The sequence below is a fragment of the Eubacterium sp. BIOML-A2 genome (genome assembly GCF_009680135.1).
Classification (GTDB): domain Bacteria; phylum Bacillota; class Clostridia; order Lachnospirales; family Lachnospiraceae; genus Faecalicatena; species Faecalicatena contortus_B.
The window spans coordinates 36,370-53,930 of sequence record NZ_WKZK01000008.1 but is presented as its reverse complement, the minus strand read 5'-3'; the positions used below and the strand labels follow the sequence as shown (position 1 = coordinate 53,930).

The window sequence follows — 17,561 nt, the reverse complement described above, 5'->3', positions numbered from 1 at the left end:
TCATATAAATTGCAGAAAACTTAAGCACATATTAGTAGCATATATATAATAAATTGTGGAAGGGAGGTGCCTGAAATGCGGATTACCAGTCTGCGGATCAGAAATTTTAAATCCATCCGCAACATGTACATCGAGAATATTGACAATGCCCTGATTCTGGTGGGGCAGAATAATACCGGGAAGACAGCCGTGCTGGATGCTGTCCGCGCGGTGGGAGGCTCCTACCGGATCCAGCCGGAAGATTTTCAGGAGAACAACTCGAATATCGAAGTGTTTGTCTCTCTGGAATTTCTGGAAGAAGATCTGATCCGCCTGCAGAAAAATGGGGTGGTCAGCCAGTACAGGCGCTTCGGAGCATGGGAGGCGGATTTTAGGAGGAAGCTGCCTTCCTTCGATGATAAGGGCATCCTGACCTTTGAGTTTGTGGCCAATAAAGACGGGCGTATCCGCTACAGTGACGGCGTAAAAAAGAACAACCCATATATAAAGGAAGTATTTCCACAGATATATTACATGGACACACAGAGAGACCTGAATCAGCTTCAGGGGGACCTGCTGATGCTGCAGGAGGATGCGCTTTTGAAAAGAATGCGGTCGGGCTGCTGCATTTTCGACCAGGCAAAGCTCTGCAGCCACTGTTTTGCGTGCATCGGTCTGATTAACCAGAAAAAACCGGAAGAGCTGGATGCCTTTGAGGCGGCAAAGCTGCTGGATTACAAACTTTATCAGCTGAATCTGAATGATTTCGCGGGGAAGGTGAATGAGAACTTCCGGAAAAACGGCGGGCAGGATGAGATTATCTATTCTATGAACAGGGACGTAGAAAGGATGCTTCTGGTGACCGCAGAGATCCGGGGCAGGGAGAAGAGAGCGAACCGGCCGGTATCGCAGATGGGGAAGGGCATGCGCAGCGTCTATATGCTGTCTCTTCTGGAAACTTATGCGGAAGGGGCGGACCGGGTTCCCAGCATTGTGATGGTGGAGGAGCCGGAGATTTTCCTGCATCCGAAGCTGCAAAAGGTATCGGGTGAGATCCTGTACAGACTGTCCCGGAAAAATCAGGTGATGTTCTCCACCCACTCCCCGAATCTGCTTCCGAACTTCAGCAGCAGGCAGATTCGGCAGATAGTGCTGGGGGAAGACGGCTGTTCAGCAATCAGGGAGAAGACCGATATCAGCGCAATACTGGACGATCTGGGCTATACGGCCAATGACCTGATGAATGTGAACTTTGTATTTATCGTGGAGGGCAAACAGGACAAAAGCCGGCTGCCCCTGCTGATTAAAAAATATTATTCAGAGACATACGACGAGGAAGGAAATCTCTCCAGAATCGCCATTATCACAACGAACAGCTGTACGAACATCAAGACCTATGCGAACCTGAAGTATATGAACCAAATCTATCTGAAAGATCAGTTTCTGATGATCCGGGACGGGGACGGCCAGGATCCGGAAAAGCTGAAACGGCAGCTCTGCCGCTACTATGAAGAGAGAAATACGGAGGACGCGGATAAGCTCCCCCGGGTTACCCCGCGGAATGTACTGATTCTGCACTACTATTCATTTGAAAATTATTTTCTGAATCCAAAGATCATGGCAAAACTTGGCGTCATAGAATCAGAAGAGGCATTCTATGAGATATTTCTGGAAAAATGGAAAGAATATCTCTACAGAATCCGGAGCGGGAGGAAACTCACGGAGGTACTGGGAAGAGAGATAGCCTGTGTGGATGATGTGAAAAACCATATGGAAGAAATCCGTGTATACATGCGGGGCCACAATCTGTATGACATTTTTTACGGTAGATACCGGGAGCAGGAACAGGAGCTGCTGACCAGATATATCGAGCTGGCCCCAAGAGAGGACTTCCGGGATATCCTGGACGCCATTGACCGGTTTATCTATTTTGAGAGCAGAAAGAAAAATTTACAGGGCCCTGTGGGGGCGAACCGTGTTTGAAACAAAAAATCACGTTAAGTTCCTGCAGTAGCTCAAATATACTCAAAGGGAAACGTACAACAGGAGGAGGAAACGATGCTGACATGTTTTTATATCGTAGAGAAAATCGACGGAGATTATGCAATGCTTAGAAGAATTGACGAGACAGACCCGGCGGCGGAGCCAAAGATGGTGGCCAGGGCACTTCTCCCGCCGGAGATTCGGGAAGGGAGCCGGCTGCTGTACGAATATCTGCAGTACAGCATTGCGGAGTAAATGTAACAGTTCAAAGAGGTCTGCGCATTTACTGCGCAGATCGTACGAAAACATAGTGGCTGCAGGCATCCAGCCCCTCGCCGCAGGCGAATTTAAATGGGCTGGATGCGTAACAGTTCGGGCTTGCCTGAACTGTTACGAGTAAATACCACGTAAACTGGGACAACATCTTGCAGCAAGCAGTTTTATGACACACTCAAGGGAGGCAGAATGAAAAGCGCAGAAGCATGGGAAGTATGGTTTGAACAGAATAAAGAGGAAATGATACAGACAGCGGATGATATTTTCCGCCATCCGGAACTGTCCGGGCAGGAGGTCTATTCTTCAGGGCGGCTGGCCGCTTTTCTGGAAAAACAGGGATTTTCCATTCAGTGGAAGATCGCAGGATTTGAAACCGCTTTTATAGCACAGTGGGGTAGCAATAAGCCGGTCATCGGATATCTGGCGGAGTACGATGCCCTGCCGGGGCTTGGACAGGAACCGGTTTCGGAGTGCCGCACCGACGGCGGTCCGGGGCATGGATGCGGGCATAATCTTCTGGGAACGGCCTGTGCGGCAGCAGCCTGTGCACTGAAGGCGCAGATGGAAGCTGCGGGCGTGGAAGGGACGATCCGGGTATACGGCTGCCCTGCAGAAGAGATTGTCATCGGGAAAATCAAAATGAATGAGGCGGGTGTCTTTGACGATCTGTCCGCTGCTGTCACATGGCACCCTTTTGACAGAAACCGGGTAAGCTACGATATCTGGCAGGCCCAGGACGTGAAGAACTATGCGTTTTACGGTACGGCAGCCCATGCCGCCAAACATCCCGAACTGGGGCGCTCTGCCCTGGACGCCGCGGAGCTGATGAATGTGGGGGTCAATTATCTGAGGGAGCATGTGGCGGATGATGTGCGGATGCATTATACTTACACAAATACTGACGGTCCGGCAAATATTGTGCCTGACTATGCATCCACCAATTATTTTATCCGTTCCGGCCGCAGGGACCGGACGGAGGATGCTTCCCGCAGGGTGGATGACTGCGCACGCGGGGCGGCTCTGATGACAGGGACGAGAGTCGAGATTGAGCTTGTGACCTCCAACAGGGAGATGAAGGTGAACCGGGCGCTGGCAGAACTGTTTTACGAGGCCATGGAACAGATTCCCCTTCCGGAGCATACGGAGGAAGAGCTGGAGTTTGCCCGTAACATAAGCGAAGCGGCAGGACTAAAAAACGACGGCGTTTATTTTACAGAGCTGGAGCCTCTGGAGGAGGAACCGGTACTTCTGAACATCGGAACTGACGTATCGGATGTGAGCCACACCGTGCCCACGGTGATGCTCAGTGCGGCGGTGATGTGTAAAGGTACGCCGCTTCACCATTGGACCACAACGGCCCAGGCGGGGATGAGTATCGGGCAGAAAGGGATGCTGTACGTGGCAGAGTGCATGGCGCTTGGCGGCTGGATGCTGATGAGAGAACCCGGGCGGCTGGAACAGGTATGGAGGGATTTTTCGGATGATAAGGCCGGGGAATAAATAGGAATATCGTAACGGAAAAAAGAGAAAGCAGACAAATGGAAACGGTTCAGGCCCGCCTGAACTGTTTCGACAAATCAGAAGGAGGGAGCGCTATGGGAATTATGGCGGCATTTATGGTTCCGCATCCGCCGCTGATCGTACCGGACATCGGCAGAGGTGAGGAGCATAAGATTCAAAGCACGGTGGATGCATATGAGAAGGTCGCCCGGCGGATCGGGGAACTGCAGCCGGAGACGATCGTATTGATTTCGCCCCATCAGGTCATGTATGCGGATTACTTTCATATTTCACCCGGAGAGGGGGCGAAAGGGGACTTTGGCCAGTTTGGGGCAGGCCAGGTGAAGCTGGAAGCTGCATATGATACAGAGTTCACAGCGTATCTGGGCAGCCTGGCTAAGGCTGGAAAACTGCCGGCAGGAACCTTGGGAGAGCGGGATAAGTGCCTGGATCATGGTACTATGGTGCCCCTGTATTTTGTGAACCGGTACTGGACAGGATACAAACTGGTAAGAATAGGGCTTTCGGGATTCCCGCTGATCAGACATTATGAGCTGGGGCAATATATCGGCAGGACCATAGAACACCTGGGCAGAAAGACGGTACTGATTGCCAGCGGAGATCTGTCACACCGGCTGAAGGCGGACGGGCCTTATGGCTATCAAAAGGAAGGCCCGGAGTACGACGCCCGGATCATGGATGTGATGGGCAGAGGCGCATTTGAGGAGCTGCTGGAGTTTTCCGAAGACTTTTGTGAAAATGCGGGAGAATGCGGACACCGAGCATTTACAATTATGGCCGGGGCTCTGGATGGGATGGCGGTCGCGGCAGAGCGGCTTTCTTACGAGGGGCCTTTCGGCGTCGGCTACGGTGTGTGCGCTTATGTGCCCTTCGGGCAGGATTCTGAGCGGAAGTTTAAAGCGCAGTTTGAGGCAGAGGAAAAAGCCCGGATTCTGGAAAAGCGGGAACAGGAGGATGCCTATGTGCAGCTTGCGAGGCGTACGATAGAGGAATATGTGCGCACAGGCAGAAAGATACAGGCGCCAAAAGGGCTGCCCCGGGAACTGTACAGCCAGCGGGCCGGCGCTTTTGTGTCAATCAAGGAAGACGGGCAGCTTCGGGGCTGTATCGGAACCATTCAGGCAGTACGCAGCTCGCTTGCTGAGGAAATCATAGACAATGCAATCAGCGCTTCCTCCAGGGATCCCAGATTTCCTGCGGTGGAGCCGGAAGAACTGGACAGGCTTGTAATCAGCGTGGACGTACTGGGGGAGACAGAGCCGGTGGCTGCCCCGGATGAGCTGGATGTAAAACGATATGGGGTTATCGTGTCAAAAGGGCAAAAGCGGGGGCTTCTGCTTCCGAATCTGGAAGGCGTGGATACCGTGGAGGAGCAGATTGATATCGCAAAGAGAAAGGCCGGCATCGGCAGGGACGAAGAGGTACGCCTGGAGCGGTTTGAGGTGGTTCGGCATGAATAAAGCTTGTCAGGTATGTATGCACCATTGCAGTCTGGGGCCGGGGCAGACCGGATTCTGTCTGGCCAGAAAAAATGAAAATGGAGCGGTCATATGCGGTAACTACGGCCGGGTAACCTCCATGGCCCTGGATCCGATCGAGAAAAAACCGCTGAAAATGTTCCGCCCGGGGAGCAGGATTTTATCGGTGGGCAGCTATGGATGCAACCTGCGGTGCCCTTTCTGCCAGAATTACGAGATATCCATGGCGGATGAGGCCGCTGCGGGCGCATTGTATATTTCACCGAAGGAGCTGGCCCAAAAAGCGTTGGAGTATAAAGCTGCCGGCAATATCGGCGTGGCGTTCACCTACAATGAACCGCTGGTCGGCTGGGAGTATGTGAGGGACACGGCAAAGCTGGTGAGAGAAGCGGGGATGGTGATCGTTCTTGTCACCAATGGCTCTGCAACTCTGGAAGTGCTGGAAGAGCTGCTGCCGTTTACGGATGCCATGAATATTGACCTGAAGGGGTTTCGTGCGGACTATTACCGGAAGCTGGGGGGCGATCTGGAGACGGTGAAGGCGTTTATCCGGCATGCGGCAGCATCCTGTCATGTAGAGATCACAACGCTGATTGTGCCGGAAGAAAATGACAGCCTGGAGGAAATGGAAGAGGAAGCGCAGTGGATCGCATCTTTAGACGGGGAGATTCCTCTGCACGTAACCCGTTTCTTTCCACGATATCATATGGAAAACAGAGGGCCCACGGATATAGGCCGGGTGTACCTTCTTGCAGAAACGGCGCGTAAGTATCTGAAAAATGTATTTGTGGGGAATTGTTAATATGAAAATAATAGTAGATGCAGATGCCTGTCCGGTGATCGGGATCGTGGAAGCCGAAGCGCGGCAGAATGAGCTTCCGGTCATTTTGGTCTGTGACACGGCACACCTGTTCCATTCAGATTACAGCCAGGTTGTAACGGTGGAAAAAGGCGCGGACTCCGCTGATTTTAAAATTGTTACTATGGCGGAAAAAGGAGATATTGTAGTGACGCAGGATTATGGTGTGGCCTCCATGTGCCTCGGAAAGGGCGTATTCCCGATCCACCAGAGCGGAAAATGGTATACAGCGGAGAATATCGATCAGATGATGTTTGAGCGGCATATAGCCAAAGAGGTCAGGAGAAAGACCAGGAAGAATCATCTCAAAGGGCCGAAAAAGCGGACGCAGGAGGATGATGACCGCTTCCGGGCGTCCCTCAAACGGCTGATTGTGAAAGGAAAGAAGGAGGCGGGAGAAACAGAATGAAGTTCTATGACATTTCGAGGGAATTATTTGGCTCCGCCGTATATCCCGGAGACCCGGCGCCTGAATATGAGCGTCTGATGCAGGTGAGAACCGGAGACGCGTGTAATCTCACATACCTGAAAATGTGTGTACACAACGGAACCCATATGGATGCCCCCAGACATTTTCTGGATGAGGGCAGGGCAGTTGACGAGCTTCTGCTGGAGCAGGTTATGGGCCCGTGCAGTGTCGTAGAATATGACGGCATACTGGACGCAGAGCAGGCGGGGAAGATCATAGCCGGGAAAGAGAAAAAGGTATTATGGAAAGGCAGCGTTGTTTTCACGGAGGATGCGGCCAGAGTATTTGCGGAGGCGGGCATGGAGCTGACAGGTGTAGAAAGCCTGACCGTGGGCCCCGAAGATTCGCCGGCCGGAGTGCATAAAATCCTGCTGGGTGCAGGAATGGCCATACTGGAAGGCCTGTATTTGTGTGACGTGGAGTGCGACGAATACTTTCTGTGCGCCCAGCCGTTAAAGCTGGGCGGATGCGACGGAGCCCCGTGCCGGGCGGTGCTGATAGAAGGTATTTGAATAGCAGGCTTTTATATCATCATATCATCTGTCTGGCATTCAGGTGCCGGATTCTTCAGAAAAACATATTCCGTCTCCGAGGAAAGTTCCGGATGAAAACGATAATCCAATCGATCAAACCTGCGTATCTCGGAAATATTTTCTATGTACTGTTCAGACATCCAGCGGACCATCTCTCCGCGCGCCATCTTCGCCTGAGTACCTTTCATCTTTACTTTCCCATTTATAATCTCACCAAAAATGCAGGTCACCTGAGAATGCGGCGCTCTGACGTATGGCAGAATCGTTTTACTATATTCGGCAGAAGCCAGATTCAGGATCTGAACAGAATCAGATTCCCCGTCTTTCCCGGTCAATAAGTCATACATCCTGCTGCCCCAGAACCGATAAAGATCCCGTGCTTCCTCTGTTTCTAATTTAGCCTGCATCTCGAGGCGGTAAGGGATCACCCGGTCGGCAGGCTTCAGAATTCCATAGAACCCGGATAAAATATAAAGATGATCAGAAACATAATCCCACTGCGAATCCGAAAAAACCTGTGGAGCCATATACTGATACTGGATTCCTTCGTAAGCAAGCAGTGCAGGGCTGGAAGCACGATTCGGAGAGAAAGAATGAAGACGTTCATAATTCTGTTTGGCAAGCCTGTCGCTGCAATGCCACAATGTCTGCAGTTCTTCCAGCGGCATCCCCTTCAAAAGCGTATGTAGATATCCGGTTTCCTCCAGAAAGACCGGATCCGTAAGCTTAAAACTAAATTCATCTATAAGGTTCATTTTTTTAGCAGGTGAAATAATAATCTTTAACATTTCAATAACCTCGTATGAGCTATATTCTCCTTTATTCATCCACGGTGCGGGTGGTTTGGAATAAGCGGAAGATATATAATTGACAGAATCCGTAATATTGACTATAATATACTTAACAAGACAGCCGGAGGGTGAATGCACCTCACCCACCCCGGCGAAAGATATTAAGAAATAGCCGTTTACTTTCTGAGGGTAGGACGGCTATTTTTTATGTTTGTCATAGAAACTTTTTACAAGGGTGATAATTGCAATAATCATCAGCACAAATGTAAAGAGGTTATCATATGTAACGTACATAAGCACCACCCCTTCCTCAAGACTCGGAACAGGTGGGAGCACGTCCCCGGCTGCCTTATTAAGTATATTATTGTCAATGTGCTGTATTAGAACAAATGATCCGATCAGGATATTTCTCCCCAGTCCTGTGGTGTGTAAAAACTTGGCTGTTCTTTTAGAGAATGTTATTTAGAACAGACCGATTCTTTGTCTTGTCTTTTGCTCTTTATAAATTCAATATACCGCACAATATGTTCTTAATATCTCCCATATTTTTTACCTTCTCAAAAAAGTTTAACATTTTAAAGTTAGAAACTCAATGCTAAAATATCCTTTTCCCCCAGACTCGCTTTTCAAAAAGTTTTCTGCTAAAATATGATTCAGAGATCCACAGGAGGTGAGGTCATGTTAAGCAAAGCCAAGGAGCTGTATCTCCGTTTAATCAAAGGCAAACTAGTCAACCAGATTATTTTCGTAATAGGAATCATCTGTTTCATACAGATCATCATAGTCTGTCTGATGTATTTATACATGTATCATTCCAGAGAAGAAGAAATTATATCAAATAATATGCAGATATTACATCAGGCAAACACAAATTACTTTTCCGGGATCGTGGATGATTTATCTGTTGCATCAAAAGAAATGTTTTATGATAAAATATTCTGGGAAAGCGGCGGAGAGGAATCGGTCAGCGAAGATAACCAGATATACAATATTCTTGCAAGTAAATATAATTCGGCAAGCGATATCGACAGTATTTATTTATATTCCAGTGCATCAAACAAATTTTATATAATGGATGAAGTTTCGTTTAACCATATTCCTATTAAATCAACGGAGAATACGCTGTACATATTAAACGGTCATGATCTGGAAGAGATGCCCTGGTATACTGCGGCGGAAACGAGTAATGCATTGGCGGTAACGGTGTCAAAAGAAATCCGGTACGATGAGAAAGATATCATTTGCTTTTCCAGATATATACAGTATCCTTTAAAGAATGACGATTATTATTTTGTTATCTCCGTAAATATCAATAAGAGCAGGCTCGATACACTTTACAGACAGTTTAACAGCGAGGAGGAAGAGTTATTAATATTTGATAATGACCTTCAGTTAATCTACGACAGCGAAGAGCGGGAGGAGAAAGCGCTGAACAGCTTAAAGGATGCAGTCAGTATTCATGACGAATCCGGATATTGGTTCAGACAGAAGATCGATAATAAAAAATGCATTGTAATCGCGGATAAATCCCAAAATGAAGGCTGGACAATGGTAAAGATTGTGCCGGAAGACCAGATTATGAAAGGGATTAAAACACAGTTTATCAGCAACTGCATACTTGTGCTTATGATTTTCGGCCTGGGAATCCTGGTTTTATACTATATAATCAATCGTACTATGAAGCCGATAGAGAATCTTGCAGGTACCATGCGGCATTATAAACAGGGGGAAAGCTACGAGGAGCCGCTGCTGGCAAAGAGAAGCGATGAAGTGGGAACCCTTTATTCCAGCTTTGAGAAAATGAATCTGAGAATCAATACCCTGATCGAATCGGAATATCAGAGCCAGATTCAGGAAAAGCAGGCCAAATTAGAGGCGCTGCAGGCGCAGTTAGACCCGCATTTTTTATATAATACTTTGCAGACAATCAGCGGAATTGCAATTGAGAATAATGTCTTGGAGATCGAGGAGATTAACAATGCACTAAGCGGGATTTTAAGATACAGTCTTAACAACAGCAAGAGCATTGTGAAGGTATCCGAAGAAGTCAGAATTGTCCGGGATTATATGGACATTCAAAAATACCGGTTTGGTGATAAGATCAGCCTGGAGATTAAACTCTCGGAAAAGGCTCTGGATATGCTGGTTCCGGTGTTTACATTACAGCTTCCTGTAGAAAATGCCATCAAGCATGGGATGGAAAAAACTACAAAAGCAGTTCATATCTGTATTTATGATATAATTAGAGAAGACGTATACCCAAGGACATACCGTAACACAAGCCCTGCGGGCGGTGTATCAGCAAAGTTGAAAAATAAGGTATACCCAAGGGCACCCCGTATTTCATACCCCTGCGGGGCGAATTTTCGGCTAAAGCTAAAAAATAAGGTATCCCCAAGGGCACCTCGTATCTCAGGCCCCTGCGGGGCGGATTTTCAGCTAAAGCTGAAAAATAAGGTGTGTGAATTTTATATTGAAGACAACGGCGATGGCGTTGAGACTGAACGGTTAAAGGAAATTCAGAATATGCTGAATAGCAAAGGAGGGGCGCCAGCGAATGGATACGAGCAAAAAGGGCTGGTGAACCTTAACGAACGTATCCGGCAGCAATTTGGCCCGGCATATGGGGTAAGTATTGAACAGCGGGACGGAGGCGGTATTCGAGTGAAGATTAAGGTGCCAGGAGGGAAGGCAGATGCTGAGAGTAGTAATTGCAGATGATGAACGGATTATCCGTCGGACAATACGCCTGATTGGTAATTGGGAAGAAAACAATATGGAGATTGTTGGAGAGGCACAGAATGGGCTAGAGGCTGTTGAATTAATCAAGACTAAGACCCCGGATGTGATCCTGCTGGACATGAAAATGCCCGGCTGTTCCGGAGACCAGGTTCTGAAGTTTATAGCGGAGGAAAAGATGAATCCGTCGGTTATCGTCATCAGCGGTTATGATGACTTTCAATATGCCAGAATCGCTTTAAAATATGGCGCGGTAGATTATATCTTAAAACCAATTAACCGGAATGAACTGAACCAGGCACTGAAAAAGATCTGTGAGCAGCACGCAGACGAGAGCGGCGGAGCAGGTATTGAGCGCAGGAAAGATATTGTCGGGCAGATAAGGGAACGGATCGATGCGGAATATGCCCGGGATATTTCACTGAGCAGCCTGGCTCAGGAGTACTACATGAATAAGGATGTATTGTCCAGGCTATTTAAGAAAAAGTATGGAGTAAATATTACCAGTTACATAAACGAGGTAAGGCTTGCACAGGCAAAGGCATATCTGGCGGCAGGCTATAACATTGCGGAGGCAGCAGAGCTTGTTGGCTATCACGATTGCAGCTATTTCAGCCGGGTATTTAAAAAATACTGCGGGGTATCTCCAAAGCAGTTTATTCTTGAAGGGGATAAGGCTCCTATATCTATGGATGGCGGGTAAGCAATAATTTTCACTCTTTGTTGTATTAACGCCTGCTTTTTTCAAAAGATCGTCATTCATGGCAACGCCTTTGAGCAAATATTCCTTCAGAACGGAATTTGCCAATATGCGAAACTGTGTACCGCGCAGAGATTTTATCTTATATCCGACAGAAATAATGAAATACAGATTATAGTAATCCACATGATAGGTTTTACCATCTTCCGCAGTATGGGCAAATTTTGCCCATACTGATTCTTTTCGTAATTCACCCTTATTAAAAATGTTTCTTATATGCTTGCCAATTACACTTCTGTCTCTTTGAAACAGTTCAGCCATCTGTTCTCTGGTGAGCCAGACAGTTTCAGTGCTCATCTGTACATCTATTTTTGTTAAACCATCTACCGTCTGATACATAATAATGTCGGAATCTTGAGGTTGTATCATTCATTGCTCATTTATATGCCTCTTTTGTTATCATTCTTAAAATATAACTCTCATTCTCAAATTCGGGACAATTCTAAGTTATATGTTAGACGACATTCTCGCCCAGAATTATTTTAGGCATTGTGGTTAGGCATCGATTCCAACGTTTATAAAATTTCTCTATACCAAGCTTAGATACCCTTGCATGAACTTCTTCATTTTCCAATACCCAGTATAAAACATATGTCACCTTACCTACATTTCTTGTAAGACGAATAGGCAATTCCCCCTCTTTAACCGAATTAAAATCTTTTTGGCGGTGAGTGCGTTTTATGTAATGAACATCAATTACACCGTCTTGTTTCAGATAGAATTCAGCTACTTCCTTCATAAGCGTCTCTATTTCATCTAACTTGGTTAATTTAGCTTCATAGATACATATTTCATTAAACATAACTCACCTCTGCAATTTCTAATGTTTTTTCAATTAGTTATCATTCGCTTGAAGTATAAAGAATCCCCACATTGCCTGCCTTCAATAAATTCAGTATACCAAATTATCAACAAAAAATGATGAATGATTTGATAATTTTTTGCATTGTCAGTTTTGTCCTAAAAACAGTCGATATTGTCTATGTATTTCATAAGGAGTTAAATATATGATAATAATAACAAAACAAAGCGAAACCAAAAGGAGGAGGACAAATGAGGAAAAAGAAATTATTATCATTGGGAATTGCACTCGCGATGATCACGGGGCTGGCTGCAGGCGGATGCGCCCAAAAGGGAAGCGGCAGTACATCAGACAGCAGCGGCGCCCAGAAACAGGAATCAAGTGAACCGGTAGAGCTTGAATTTTTATTCGGGGATCCGAACAGGACGGAGATATTCAGCCGTATTGTTGAAGACTTCAATAACAGCCAGGATGGGGTTCACGTTACATTCAATGCAACCGGCACAAACCATCTCGAGGAGTTGATGACCCGGCTGGCGGCCGACGATGCGCCGGATCTGACAAGCCAGCTGCAGGGATTTGAACTTGCCAGTTATGTAGATGCAGGATATATCAAAGATATCAAGGATGAGCCTTTCATGAAATACATCCGGGACACAGAACTGGATACGGTCACGATTGAGGACGGGGTATATGGAATCCCGATGGATACGCAGGCATGGGGCGTTTTCTACAATAAGGAGTTATTTGAACAAGCAGGCATTGCGGACGTTCCGGTGACAGTTTCGGAATTAAAAGACTGCGTAGAGAAGTTAAAAGCATCCGGGATCACTCCGTTTGCCGCGGGCTATGCAACAGAATGGACCATTGGCCAGTTCCTGGGATATGGGGCATCCTCCATCCTGACGCCGGCTGCGGTAGAGTTAGGGGATGACTATAAGAAAGGAAACTGGACCTTTGACCAGCCGGGTATCGATCAGGCGTTTGACGTATTGGATCTGGTAGCAGACAATACACAGGACAGGCCGTTTGATACAGATGTGTCGGGACAATACGCCGCTTTTGCGAAAGGGGATGCAGCCATGATGCTGCAGGGCAACTGGTCGATTCTCCAGATCAGAGAACTGAATCCGGATATCAAAATGGGGATGTTCCCACTTCCGATTTCCGAGGATAAAGAAGACTTGTTGTTCCCGAAACAGTACGGATTTGTAATCAATGTATTAGCGGCATCCGAGGAGGATCCGGCAAAAGCTGATGCGATCAATCAGTTTATGGAATATTTTCTGAACCCGGAAAACGGCGGCGGCTACTATTATGATGAAATCGGTGTTCCAACAGCTAATGCTACAGCGGAGCCTGAATTAGATGAAGCATCCGAGATTCTGCAGACATATCTGCAGGATGAGAAAACAGTCTTTACTTATTATGCATATGAGCCGGCCGGATTTGATGCGGAATCATGGAAAGTTACTGTACAGTACCTGAATTCCGGTACAAAAGACCACAAGAAATTAATTGAGGATTTTGACAATGCATTTAACAAGTATGCGGATGCATTAGATTAGTTGATGATTCGTGACAGTTTAGGCTTGCGTGAACGGTTACGTCGATTCAGAGGCTGCAAAATTGGGCTTACGTAAAACCGTACAATTTTGCAGCCTTTTGATAACGAACGGAGGAGATGTGCAAGACATGAGGAGCAGAAAGAGGAAAAAAAGAGAGGTATACCAAAGGGCACCCCGTAATTCATGCCCCTGCGGGACGAATTTTCAGCGAAAGCTGAAAAAAGAGGTTTTAGATTTTATCAGATTTGTTTTTCCTATGTTAATACTATATGTACTTTTTTTTATACTTCCGTTATTTCAGACTATTGGTTATTCATTTACGAACTATAACGGAATTAATCCAAACAAAGAGTTTACGGGATTATCGAATTATGCAGATATATTGAAAGACGAACTTTTTTATAATGCCATGGGTTTTACTGTGAAATCGGCTGTTCTGCTGATTGTTCTGGCCAACATCGCAGGTTTTCTGTTCGCCCTGGCGTTGAATCGGAAAATCAAAAGCAGGAATGTTCTGAGGGCCATCATTTTCTGCCCTTTTATTTTTAATAATGTAACGGTCGGTTTTATCTGGCAGTTTTTATTGGGTAGATTTATGACGGATTTATATCCGCTGACCGGCTGGGGAATATTTAATACGGGCTGGCTGTCCGATGAACGGCTTGTATTGTACTCGGCTGCGGCTGTTAAGTTGTGGCAGTGTATTGGATATTTTATGGTAATTTATCTTGCCGGGCTGCAGCTTCTTCCGCAGGATCCGGTAGAGGCTGCGGTGATTGACGGGTGCAGCGGCGCTAAGATGATCCGGTACATTACGCTTCCTTTAATGAAGCCGACGATTTTTGTCTGCTTATTCTTGTCTGTCACGGAGAGCCTGAATATGTTCCCGCTGCTTATGAGCCTGACAAACGGCGGGCCGGGACATGCATCGGAGAATATTGCCTTATACATATACAACGAGGCGTTCAAGAGCCACCGGATGGGATACGCTTCTGCATTAGCGGTTGTATTGACGATTGTAATGGCGGTCATTGCCGGCCTGCAGATGAGACTGACAAAGGAGGAAGACTGATGGCAGAAAAAAAACGTACGAATAGGATGATTGCAGTGATTCTCTGGTTGATCTGCGCAGCGATGTTTCTTCCCATGGTTTTTGTAATCATGAATTCTTTTAAAACATTCGGGCAGGTTGTCATGGAGCCGCTTGCTTTGCCGGAATCCTGGAACCTGGATAACTTTAAAGAGGTTATGAACACCGGCCATTACGCAAAAATATTTGGGAATACGATCTATTTCGCGGTGTTAAGCGGGGTTATTGTCATAGGGCTTGGAGCAATGGCCGGATATAAGCTTGCGAGAATGAATAATAAAATCGGACACATTACGTCGGTTGTATTTATGATTGCCATGATGCTTCCATTTCCGGTCATTATGATTCCTCTGGCCGTGACAGCTTCAGATCTTCATATTACCAATAACCTGACGCTGATCTCAGTACTGAATGCCGGTTTCTCCTGTTCGCTGGCGGTGATTATGTACACCCAGGCCGTAAAATCCATACCGAGAGAACTGGATGAGTGTGCCTATATGGATGGCTGCAGCGGATATCGTTTCTTTTTCCAGATCATCTTCCCGCTGTTAAAACCGATCAACGGAACCGTGGCAGTACTCTATTTTATCCGATATTGGAATGATCTGATGCTGCCTATGATTCTGATCTCGAAGAAAGAATTATATACGATTCCACTGTCACAGTTAGCATTTTATAACCAGTTTACTCAAAATAGATGGAATCTTCTGCTGGCCTCCGGGCTGATGGCGATTATACCGGTTGTCATCATATATTTATTTGCACAGAAAACGATCATAAACGGCATAGCAGCCGGGGCTGTGAAAGGATAGGTGCGTATGTATAAAGAGACAAGTATAAAAGATGTTAAAATAACAGGCGGTTTACTGCATGAAAAAAGAATGCTGGCTGCCGGTAAAACCATCCCGTATATTAAAAAAGCACTGAACGATGAGATAGAGGGGATAGAACCAAGCGGGGCATTTGAAAACTTCAGAATTGCGGCCGGTGAGTCTGACCGGGAATTCTACGGGCTTGTATCCCAGGACAGCGATGTCTATAAATGGATGGAGGCGGCCGCATTGGCCCTTCAATATGAAAATCAGGAGACGCTGGCTGCTTTTGATGAGGCCGCGGATCTTTTAAAGAGAGCGCAGCAAAAAAACGGATATTTAAATACATACTATATTATTCATGGTTTGAAGGACAAATGGCATTATCTGAAAGAGTCCTGCCAGTTATACTGTGCAGGCCATTTAATCGAAGCGGCGGTATCGGCGCATCAAGTGCTGGGACGGACAGATTTACTGGAGATAGCAGAAGCGTATGCGGATTATATTGATCATTGTTTTGGACCGGAGGCCGGGAAAATCAGAGGCTATGACGGTCATGCCGAAATTGAGCCTGCACTTTACCGGCTGTATGAGGATACAGGAATTGACAGATATAAGAGACTGGCGGATTTTTTTGTGGAGGAGCGCGGCAGGAAACCATACTTTTTTTCGGAAGAACCGCGGAATACGAACGTGGGGAACAACCTGGTATATGAGCTGGATGAAAGCGATTACAGGCATTCCCAGTCACATTTGCCGATACGTGAACAAAATGAGGCGGTCGGACATGCTGTAAAGGCAATGTATTTTTATACTGCTGCGGCAGATAAGGCAAGGCTGGATCACGATATGGATTTGTTTCAGCATGTAAAGAAGCTGTGGCGGAATGTGACAGAGGAAAAGATGTATTTGACAGGAGCTATTGGGTCATCTGCGTATGGGGAAAGCTTTACATATCCATATGACCTGCCCTCTGATTTGATGTATGGGGAGACCTGTGCATCGATCGGGTTGTTTCTGCTGTCTTATCATTTGCTGCTGATAGAAAATGACTCCCAATACGGTGATATTATGGAAAAAACTCTTTATAACGGCATCCTGGCAGGGATCTCGGAGAGCGGCACTGAGTTCTTCTATACAAATGCACTGGAAATCGATCCGGAAAGATGTGAGAAGAGGCAGGATTACTCGCATCTGAAATATGAGCGCCAGCCATGGTTTGACTGCCCTTGTTGTCCGCCGAACATTGCCAGGCTTTTAATGGGACTTAATAAATATATTTATACGGGTGATGAGCACAATTTTAATATCCATCTTTTCATAAACAGTGAGGCGGATATGAATGGCTGGACCGTAACACAAGATACCGTATACCCCAGAGCGGGGGAGATCAGGATCCGGGTGAGAAAGGCGGACAGCACGCCCGGAGTTCTGAGAATCAGGGTGCCGTCCTGGTGCGGGAAGATACGGATTAAAAAGAACCGGCAGGAAATACACCCGGTGATCAACAGAGGATACGCTGAAATCGAGCAGGAATGCTGGATGGAAGAGACTGAAATTCAAGTAGATATGGAAATGCTGCCCCGGAAAGTGTATGCGTCCCTGCAGGTACATTCTTTGATTGGGAAGGCGGCTGTGATGCGGGGGCCTGTGGTATATTGTGCCGAAGAAGCTGATAACGGGGATCTGAGCGGGCTGTTTTTTAAGAGAAAGGGAAACTTGTCGGGAGACGTGGATTTAATTTATGCGGAGGGATACCGGTGTACGAAAAAAGAGACCGGATTATATGGATGTGAGCCCCCGCAGTTTGAAGATAATGCTATTTGTCTGGTTCCTTATTACCATTGGGGAAACAGGGGAAAGGGCGGAATGTGTGTATTTATGAAAGAAAGGTGATTTGA

The 17,561-nt window shown here is 46.7% G+C and carries 15 protein-coding genes and 1 pseudogene; 13 read left to right on the top strand and 3 right to left on the bottom strand.

The window, feature by feature from the left end; translation table 11 throughout:
- Positions 1–75: 75 nt before the first annotated feature.
- The 7 genes from GKG43_RS04745 to GKG43_RS04715 all read left to right on the top strand — a co-directional run bounded on the left by GKG43_RS04745 (position 76) and on the right by GKG43_RS04715 (position 7,077).
- Positions 76–1,962 (top strand): AAA family ATPase, encoded by a 1,887-nt coding sequence (locus GKG43_RS04745; protein ID WP_055151606.1) that lies wholly within the window; start codon positions 76–78, stop codon positions 1,960–1,962.
- Positions 1,963–2,037: 75 nt separating this feature from the next.
- Positions 2,038–2,217, top strand: a complete 180-nt coding sequence (locus GKG43_RS04740) for a hypothetical protein (RefSeq protein ID WP_055151603.1) — start codon at positions 2,038–2,040, stop codon at positions 2,215–2,217.
- A gap of 210 nt (positions 2,218–2,427) precedes the next feature.
- Complete coding sequence (locus GKG43_RS04735; protein ID WP_050639431.1) at positions 2,428–3,738, top strand: amidohydrolase; 1,311 nt, start codon at positions 2,428–2,430, stop codon at positions 3,736–3,738.
- 95 nt (positions 3,739–3,833) lie between these two features.
- On the top strand, positions 3,834–5,219 hold the full coding sequence (gene amrA / locus GKG43_RS04730; RefSeq protein WP_055151600.1) for an AmmeMemoRadiSam system protein A: 1,386 nt from the start codon (positions 3,834–3,836) through the stop codon (positions 5,217–5,219).
- Positions 5,212–6,039 (top strand): AmmeMemoRadiSam system radical SAM enzyme, encoded by an 828-nt coding sequence (amrS, locus tag GKG43_RS04725; RefSeq protein ID WP_055151597.1) that lies wholly within the window; start codon positions 5,212–5,214, stop codon positions 6,037–6,039. Before amrA ends, amrS begins: the two co-directional genes overlap by 8 nt.
- 1 nt (position 6,040) lies before the next feature.
- Entirely contained in the window at positions 6,041–6,505 is a 465-nt protein-coding gene (locus GKG43_RS04720; protein WP_055151595.1) for a YaiI/YqxD family protein, read from the top strand.
- Complete coding sequence (locus tag GKG43_RS04715) at positions 6,502–7,077, top strand: cyclase family protein (protein WP_055151593.1); 576 nt, start codon at positions 6,502–6,504, stop codon at positions 7,075–7,077. Before GKG43_RS04720 ends, GKG43_RS04715 begins: the two co-directional genes overlap by 4 nt.
- 11 nt (positions 7,078–7,088) lie before the next feature.
- Here the strand turns inward: GKG43_RS04715 and yaaA are convergent, their stop codons facing one another.
- Complete coding sequence (gene yaaA, locus GKG43_RS04710; protein WP_055151591.1) at positions 7,089–7,886, bottom strand: peroxide stress protein YaaA; 798 nt, start codon at positions 7,884–7,886, stop codon at positions 7,089–7,091.
- A gap of 681 nt (positions 7,887–8,567) precedes the next feature.
- Here yaaA and GKG43_RS04705 point away from each other — a divergent pair.
- The gene (locus GKG43_RS04705) at positions 8,568–10,610 is read left to right on the top strand and encodes a histidine kinase (RefSeq protein ID WP_055151589.1); all 2,043 of its coding nucleotides are present in this window, start codon (positions 8,568–8,570) and stop codon (positions 10,608–10,610) included.
- Positions 10,585–11,331 (top strand): response regulator, encoded by a 747-nt coding sequence (locus GKG43_RS04700; RefSeq protein ID WP_055151586.1) that lies wholly within the window; start codon positions 10,585–10,587, stop codon positions 11,329–11,331. The genes GKG43_RS04705 and GKG43_RS04700 overlap by 26 nt, the downstream gene beginning before the upstream one ends.
- Positions 11,332–11,367: 36 nt before the next feature.
- Here GKG43_RS04700 and rhuM read toward each other — a convergent pair.
- Together rhuM and GKG43_RS04690 are read right to left on the bottom strand one after the other, a co-directional pair.
- A pseudogene (rhuM, locus tag GKG43_RS04695) lies at positions 11,368–11,649 on the bottom strand (RhuM family protein); the annotation flags it as partial.
- A 193-nt stretch (positions 11,650–11,842) separates the two neighbouring features.
- Positions 11,843–12,190: a hypothetical protein gene (locus GKG43_RS04690; RefSeq protein WP_055151583.1), complete on the bottom strand. Its 348-nt coding sequence runs from the start codon at positions 12,188–12,190 to the stop codon at positions 11,843–11,845.
- Positions 12,191–12,441: 251 nt separating this feature from the next.
- Between GKG43_RS04690 and GKG43_RS04685 the strand changes: the two genes are divergently transcribed.
- The 4 genes from GKG43_RS04685 (at position 12,442) to GKG43_RS04670 (ending at position 17,556) form a co-directional block, all read left to right on the top strand.
- Positions 12,442–13,758, top strand: a complete 1,317-nt coding sequence (locus GKG43_RS04685; protein ID WP_050639442.1) for an extracellular solute-binding protein — start codon at positions 12,442–12,444, stop codon at positions 13,756–13,758.
- Between the two features lie 127 nt (positions 13,759–13,885).
- Entirely contained in the window at positions 13,886–14,830 is a 945-nt protein-coding gene (locus GKG43_RS04680; protein ID WP_050639443.1) for a sugar ABC transporter permease, read from the top strand.
- On the top strand, positions 14,830–15,660 hold the full coding sequence (locus tag GKG43_RS04675; RefSeq protein ID WP_050639444.1) for a carbohydrate ABC transporter permease: 831 nt from the start codon (positions 14,830–14,832) through the stop codon (positions 15,658–15,660). The genes GKG43_RS04680 and GKG43_RS04675 overlap by 1 nt, the downstream gene beginning before the upstream one ends.
- A gap of 6 nt (positions 15,661–15,666) precedes the next feature.
- Positions 15,667–17,556 (top strand): beta-L-arabinofuranosidase domain-containing protein, encoded by a 1,890-nt coding sequence (locus GKG43_RS04670; protein ID WP_055151580.1) that lies wholly within the window; start codon positions 15,667–15,669, stop codon positions 17,554–17,556.
- Positions 17,557–17,561: the final 5 nt, after the last annotated feature.

What these genes read in the sequence shown, in the direction of transcription:
- GKG43_RS04705 (WP_055151589.1), top strand. Translation starts at nt 8,568, where the DNA reads ATGTTAAGCAAAGCCAAGGAGCTGTATCTCCGTTTAATCAAAGGCAAA.
- GKG43_RS04700 (WP_055151586.1), top strand. Translation starts at nt 10,585, where the DNA reads ATGCTGAGAGTAGTAATTGCAGATGATGAACGGATTATCCGTCGGACA.
- GKG43_RS04690 (WP_055151583.1), bottom strand. Translation starts at nt 12,190, where the DNA reads ATGTTTAATGAAATATGTATCTATGAAGCTAAATTAACCAAGTTAGAT.
- yaaA (WP_055151591.1), bottom strand. Translation starts at nt 7,886, where the DNA reads ATGTTAAAGATTATTATTTCACCTGCTAAAAAAATGAACCTTATAGAT.
- GKG43_RS04745 (WP_055151606.1), top strand. Translation starts at nt 76, where the DNA reads ATGCGGATTACCAGTCTGCGGATCAGAAATTTTAAATCCATCCGCAAC.
- GKG43_RS04685 (WP_050639442.1), top strand. Translation starts at nt 12,442, where the DNA reads ATGAGGAAAAAGAAATTATTATCATTGGGAATTGCACTCGCGATGATC.
- GKG43_RS04715 (WP_055151593.1), top strand. Translation starts at nt 6,502, where the DNA reads ATGAAGTTCTATGACATTTCGAGGGAATTATTTGGCTCCGCCGTATAT.
- GKG43_RS04740 (WP_055151603.1), top strand. Translation starts at nt 2,038, where the DNA reads ATGCTGACATGTTTTTATATCGTAGAGAAAATCGACGGAGATTATGCA.
- GKG43_RS04675 (WP_050639444.1), top strand. Translation starts at nt 14,830, where the DNA reads ATGGCAGAAAAAAAACGTACGAATAGGATGATTGCAGTGATTCTCTGG.
- GKG43_RS04670 (WP_055151580.1), top strand. Translation starts at nt 15,667, where the DNA reads ATGTATAAAGAGACAAGTATAAAAGATGTTAAAATAACAGGCGGTTTA.
- GKG43_RS04680 (WP_050639443.1), top strand. Translation starts at nt 13,886, where the DNA reads ATGAGGAGCAGAAAGAGGAAAAAAAGAGAGGTATACCAAAGGGCACCC.
- amrS (WP_055151597.1), top strand. Translation starts at nt 5,212, where the DNA reads ATGAATAAAGCTTGTCAGGTATGTATGCACCATTGCAGTCTGGGGCCG.
- GKG43_RS04735 (WP_050639431.1), top strand. Translation starts at nt 2,428, where the DNA reads ATGAAAAGCGCAGAAGCATGGGAAGTATGGTTTGAACAGAATAAAGAG.
- GKG43_RS04720 (WP_055151595.1), top strand. Translation starts at nt 6,041, where the DNA reads ATGAAAATAATAGTAGATGCAGATGCCTGTCCGGTGATCGGGATCGTG.
- amrA (WP_055151600.1), top strand. Translation starts at nt 3,834, where the DNA reads ATGGGAATTATGGCGGCATTTATGGTTCCGCATCCGCCGCTGATCGTA.